General features: G+C 68.8%; 5 protein-coding genes. 1 reads left to right on the top strand and 4 read right to left on the bottom strand.

The window, feature by feature from the left end; all coding sequences use genetic code 11:
- The first annotated feature begins 763 nt into the window (after positions 1–763).
- Positions 764–1774, top strand: a complete 1011-nt coding sequence (locus AB4Z14_RS21940) for a hypothetical protein (RefSeq protein WP_442277094.1) — start codon at positions 764–766, stop codon at positions 1772–1774.
- Here the strand turns inward: AB4Z14_RS21940 and AB4Z14_RS21945 are convergent.
- From AB4Z14_RS21945 to AB4Z14_RS21960, 4 genes are all read right to left on the bottom strand, one after another.
- Positions 1672–2571, bottom strand: coding sequence for an ATP-binding protein (locus tag AB4Z14_RS21945; protein ID WP_442277095.1), 900 nt, complete (start codon positions 2569–2571; stop codon positions 1672–1674). The two genes, AB4Z14_RS21940 and AB4Z14_RS21945, sit on opposite strands and share 103 nt — an antisense overlap.
- A gap of 389 nt (positions 2572–2960) precedes the next feature.
- A complete protein-coding gene (locus AB4Z14_RS21950) occupies positions 2961–4244 on the bottom strand; it encodes a hypothetical protein (RefSeq protein ID WP_442277096.1) in 1284 nt (427 codons plus the stop codon).
- Positions 4245–4317: 73 nt separating this feature from the next.
- Positions 4318–4599, bottom strand: coding sequence for a hypothetical protein (locus AB4Z14_RS21955; protein WP_442277097.1), 282 nt, complete (start codon positions 4597–4599; stop codon positions 4318–4320).
- Between the two features lie 286 nt (positions 4600–4885).
- Positions 4886–5467, bottom strand: a complete 582-nt coding sequence (locus tag AB4Z14_RS21960) for a hypothetical protein (RefSeq protein WP_442277098.1) — start codon at positions 5465–5467, stop codon at positions 4886–4888.
- Positions 5468–5833 lie beyond the last annotated feature (366 nt).

Genomic DNA, 5833 nt, shown 5'->3' on the forward strand with positions numbered 1-5833 from the left:
AACAAATGAGACCACGACGAGAAACGCCAGTCCGAACCCTGAGGCTCGAACCGGCGTTTCTGCAGGTGACTGGCGGTGGCGGTGGGATTTGAACCCACGGTGGAGTTACCCCCACACACGCTTTCGAGCTCTGGGACCCACCGTTCGCCGGGGTTCTTTTGGGTGGCCGCGTGCTCAGGGGTTCCAGGGACGTACCGCCCCGACGCACGCTGAACGAGCGCGAATGAGACTGCAAATGAGACCACGGCCTGAGACATCGGAGCGCCCGCTGCGTCGAGAGACTGCGGTCGAAGTTTCACCCACATGCCGAGAGTCGGACGGTTGCCCTCCTGCCGAGAGCCGGACGGTGCCACCCCTGCCGATGGTCGTGCGTTGGCGATTTCGACGCGTTGGTCCGAGGCCCGTTGGAACGCCGGCGGAGGGGCGCTGCCGACGCCTGGGGGGAGTCGCGTCGGCAGCGCCGGCCTGTCGGCTCAGCGGAGCGATGCCTGACAGGCGGGAGTCCCGGCTGCCGCGCGGGGTGAGACGCCATGGCGCGGTGCGCGACTCGTGCGGGTAACGACGCGGATTCCCGACGCGTTACGGGGCGGTCAGCCTGTGACGTCGCCTCGGCAGAGAAGCGTCCACGGGGCGCCTGCCGACTGCTTGAACTGCGTGGGGTTGGGTATGGCTTGCCCCGAAATGTGGTGCTTCGGTAAAACTGGGCGCGGCGGCTTCGCGGCCGTGTCAGATGGCACCTTCTTGGCTGGACAGGGCGGACAAGATGACTGATGACGAAACGCTTCCGTGGGCGTCGTTGGACGACCGCGGGCGGCAGCAACTGACCCTCGCGCAGGTGGCGGGCAGGTTGGACCACCGGCTGCACCTACCCGGCATCGGTATCCCCGAGCTGAAAGCCGGCTGTCAGCTCGCGGTGGATCACCACCTCGCGGCCGTCACCTGCCGGACGGAGCACGTCGGCGTCGCGGCCGCTCACCTGGCCGGGACCGGCGTGCCCGTGGTCACCGCGATCGGTTTCTCCGATCCACGCAGCGCGCCGGTCAACGAGGCCGCCTACGTCGAGGAAGCCCAGATCCTCGCCGACTCGGGCGCCACCGAGTTGGGCGTGATTGCCTCGGCGGCCCGGCTGGCCGCAGGCGCGGAGCCATCGTTCTTGGGTCTGGTCGAGCGCCTGCTGAAGATGCAGGACAACCACGGGTTCCGGTTACGGGTCCATCTGGACACTGCTGGCCTGGCCGACGAGCAGATCCTGACGACCTGCCGGCAGCTGGCCGCGGCCGGCGTGCGGATGGTGGGGTGCGGCACGTGGCAGGGCCACCGGGCCGGGTTCCGCCAGGTGGTCCTGATGCGGGAGGCACTCGGAGCAGGCGTGTTGCTGAAGTGGGCCGCCCTGGTCACCTCGCTGCACATGATGCTGCTGGGGATCGCCGAGGGCGTGGACCGGTTCAACGCCGAGGTCACCCCGGTGCTCCCGCGAAGCCGCGAGACAGGCGAGCCTGGCCCCGCTGCTGGTGCCCCTCGCCGGGCTGGACTACTGACGTGCAGCAAGCGGCGAGTGGCCGCCTGCGGGCCCACCGGGCAGCCCGGGAAATGCAGGTGTAAGCACTTCCAGGACGTAGAAAAGGGCGCGTCGCCGAGCTGCAGCCTCTACGGCTTCCACGGCTCGGGTTCTCACGCTGGTTCGAGGACGAACCACACCGTCATGCCAACTGCGTCGAGCTCCGAGCCCCACCTGCTCGACAGGGCGCTGACGATCTGCAGCCCTCGGCCGTGAACCGCGAGCGGTTCCAACGGGACACGGCTGAGGTCGACTACGAGCCTCGAACCGCCGTCGCGGACCGTCGCGGTCAGCACGCCTCGGTCGAGAACGACCCTCAGCTGGCAGCCGGCTTCGGTGTGGATCACGGCATTGGTGACGAGCTCGCTCAGGCACAAGATCGCGGTGTCAATGGTGTCTTGGTCGATGCCCCAGGTCGCGAGGACGCTCCTCGCAAAGTGGCGCGCGGGCGCCACTGCCCTTGGGTCAGCCGCGACGGAGTACGTGGCGGCCAGGGCGGCGTCCGGCACCGGCTCGTCCGCCAGGGACCGGCTGGCGTAGGTGGTGGCGCGCTGGACACGGCGCAGCCCCGCACCCAGCCGCTCCCCGATCTCCTTGAGGTTCGCCAACTGTCGGTGGTCGAACCGCTGAAGCGTGTCGTAGAACAGCGCGTACCCGCCGTGCACCTGGTCGGCCATGGTGATCGGGACGCAAGCCAGTGCGCACGTGGTCGTCGGCTGGCGGGCGATGAACGCGGGATAGAGACTGGCCAGGTCGTTCAGCGAACCCACCACCGGCTCCCCGGTGCGCACCGAATGGTTCAGAGGTACGTCCTCGTAGGCATCGACCTCGCACCAGTCGAGAGCGAGATCGTTGTCGCGATCGCTGGCGCTGAACAGCAGCCGTCTACCCCCGCCTTCCGCCAGTGCCAGCCCCACCCGGTGCACCCCGGAGACCCGGCCGAGCTGCGCGAGCGCGGACCGCACCCACGTGTCCCCGTCCGGGACCGCTCTGTTCGCAGCCGTGCGCGCCACCTTGTCAGGTTAGGCGACCGGACGCCCAGCCAGAGGTTGCTGCCGCCACCTCCTGCTCGGAATGGCCTGACCCCGGCCCCCGGAAGAGGACCGCTGGTTCCCTGAGGCGCACCACGAACAGCGGGGTACCCGGCAGGGCTGCATCAGGTCGACTATCGACGACGATCGAGAGGCAAATCAGGCTCTCAGGACGACAGCCAGATGTCCGGAGTTGAAGCACGGCCGAACATCCAAAACTGCCGGGCTGAGGACGGCTACGCTCGTCCCAACATCAGCCGCTCGGAGGACGGGACGTCCGTCCATGCCGGCGATCGGTCGTGCCGATGAGCGGTAGGCGCTCTAGTCGCCACAAGCCGCCCTGGGCGGTGACCCTGTTGGGAAACGGCACGTCAGCTGGAGAACAAGAGCAGTAGCCCTCCGCACGTGTAGACAACCATCAGGGCGAGCATGGGGAGCTGCCCGAGCAGCGCACCGCGACGGTCGAAGCGCGAGACCGCTCGCTCGTGAGCGTGCACGATGCCCACGACGTGGCCCAGCACGATCACGGCAGCCTGGATCGTGGCCACCAGGGTGGGCGCGATGAGCGCAGTTCCGGGCGTCAGGTGTCGGGTGCCGAGGTAGTCGCCGCCCGTGCCGAGCGGGTCGGTGAGCAGCGTGAGGGTRTACTGCCCGGCGTAGACGCCGAGGGACCAGTAATGCGCGACGGCATACCCGGCGGCGATCGGCACCAGCGACGGGGCGAACACGGTCGCCATGCCTCGTGCGTCGGTGCCCGACAGCACCGCACCGGCCCAACCCGCGAGCGAGACGGTGGCGATCACGAACGCGATCATGGCGACCAGGCCGGCGGTCTGGGTCAGCACCGGAACCGGCGATGCCTGGGAGAAGCTGAACCAGGCCGGGTTGGCGGAGAACCCGTCGTAGGCGGTGCTGCCGAGCAGCACGGCGACGGCGCCCAGCAGGCCGGGTCGGACCGGGACCTGCTCGAGACCGGCCAGCGGGCTGCGCAGCACCCAGCGCCGGTCGGGTCGGTGTCCCAGCAGGCTCAGCGCCCCGTAGAGCCGCGACAGCACCTCGAACGGGTCGGCCCACCGGAACCAGGTCCGCCCGAACAGGAACGCCCCGAGCAGATCCATGACCACGAAGAGCACGACGGCCGAGCCGAGCACGGCCTGCGAGGTGCGGTCCGGGGCGACGAGCTCGAGCCAGGTGAACGCGAACAGCCCGAGCGCCGCGGGCCAGTAGCCCAGGCGGTAGCGCAGGATGGCGGTGTCCGGGTCCACCCGGGCCAGACGGCATACGCCCAGGTGGATCCAGCGGATCGGGTTCAGCACGACCCACACCGGCCCGAACAGGAGCGACAGGGCCAGGACCCCGACCCACAGCCAGACGAAGACCAGGTACGGGGCCGGGTTGGTGGCATCGTCCGCGCCGAAGGCCAACGCCACCACCGTCACTGCGAACAGCAGCAGCGACACTGCGGCGGCGGCCGCCCGGACGACCCTCGAGTCGAGGAAGGCTGCCACGAGACGAGGCAGGAGCACGCCGTGGTGGTCCCGCACGTGAGGCTCACGCCAGAACACGACCAAGGCGATGAACGAGAGGACCAGCACGACCGCGGCGCCGACGAGCAGGTACGTGAACGGGAGCGGCAGGTCCTTGCGGCTGCCCACCCCGTGGGCTGGGATGAGCGACGGCGCGCCCGTCAGCAGTGGATGAGACGAAAGGGCCAGACCCGTCACGGCGTCAGCTGACCGCGATCTGAAGCAGCGTCAGGGCCGGGTGATGCATCTCGACCTCGTACACGCCGGGAACGTCGCCCGTCAGCTGCAGGGTGACGGGGACGCCGGCCTTGATCTCCTTCTCGACCTCGAACCCGTGCGCGTGAACCTCGTCGTCGTGGTCGCTGGTCACCGTGACGTTGATCGTTTCGCCCACCTTCAGAGGGATCGTGGCCGGCGCCGGCGTGATCGTGCTGCCCGTGACCGTGACATCCACCGTCCGACCCGACGCCGTCGTGCTCGTCATGCTTGTCGTGGCGCCTGCCATGGTTGAGCTGGCGGCGTTCGTCGAGCTCGGGGCCGTTGTCGCCGCCCCAGCCGATGGGGAGGCCGTGGAGCACGAGCCGAGCGCGAAGGCGACCGCCAGAGATGTGATGGCGGCCAACGAGGCACTCGACGGACGGTTGATCGGCATGTTGACCTTTCCTGAGCGTGGGCTGGGTCGCGCGGGCGCACGACACCAAGAACGTAGACGGATGGTTCGAGAGAAAGTTGCGAACGCCTCGAAGACGCCACCTTGCGACGGGGCCGGCTCAGACATCGGCCGTCTTTGAGCGCCGCCGGAGCTCGACCACGACGAAGGCGATGAGCACCCCGAAAGCCACGACAACGGTCCACACCAGGATCATCCCGATGCGGCTCCTGGCCGTGGTGGGCCGCTCGATGTTGTTGGGCAGCGCCGCGACGACGGTCATCTTCGACACCTCGCCGGAGTTGCTCAAAGTGAAGTGGACGGTGCGCACCCCGCGCGTGTACGTCACGGCGTCGACCTCGAGGTCCCACTCCCCCGCCTCCAGCGGAACGTCGGTGACGTACTGTCCCGCGGTCCCGCCCGACCCGAACTTGAGCTGGGAGGTCGCTCCCGAGGAGCCGTCCCGAAGGACGCCGAGCACGTCCTCGTCGACGACCGGGTCGCCATCGTCATACCGGACTTCGGCCTGCACCCTCACCCCGTCCGGGATCGAAGAGACTGCCAGGTCGATCAGCGAGTTCTTGTTGTGAGCGGGCACCAACGCGGGCCCTGCTGCGGCGCCACCACTCCTCACCATGCCCAGTCCCAACAGTGCGACTGTCAGCAGGGCCACAGCGGACAGCCTTGTAGCGGCCACGCGCACCGCTGCAGGACGACGACCAGGTCCAGGGTGGGAGGTCGTGCCTTGGAGGACCTTCATGGCTGTCCCTCCCGATCGAACGATTCGCCTGTGGTGGCTGTCTAGTCCGACGGTAAGGAACGACAACGGCTGCCGGCGCGGAATGTCCCAACCGGGCTGGTGTTTGTCATCTTCCGGTCATAGTTGACGATCACCATCAGCGTGAGGCGATCGCCCGACCATGCCGCGGATCGCGTGATGCCCCGGACACGCTCGGGCCCGTCCGCCCGACCCTGACCGGGCATGACGCTCCCCACGAGGGCCCATCCCGTTTCGCTGGCTGCCCCGGGCGCCCACTGTCCGGCCGTCCCGGCCGTACAGTCACGGACG

The sequence above is a fragment of the Terrabacter sp. 2TAF16 genome (genome assembly GCF_052115065.1).
In the GTDB taxonomy this organism is placed as follows: domain Bacteria; phylum Actinomycetota; class Actinomycetes; order Actinomycetales; family Dermatophilaceae; genus Terrabacter.

Bases quoted from the DNA above. Each gene is read 5' to 3' on its own strand.
- AB4Z14_RS21940 (WP_442277094.1), top strand. From the start codon at position 764: ATGACTGATGACGAAACGCTTCCGTGGGCGTCGTTGGACGACCGCGGG.
- AB4Z14_RS21955 (WP_442277097.1), bottom strand. From the start codon at position 4,599: ATGACGAGCACGACGGCGTCGGGTCGGACGGTGGATGTCACGGTCACG.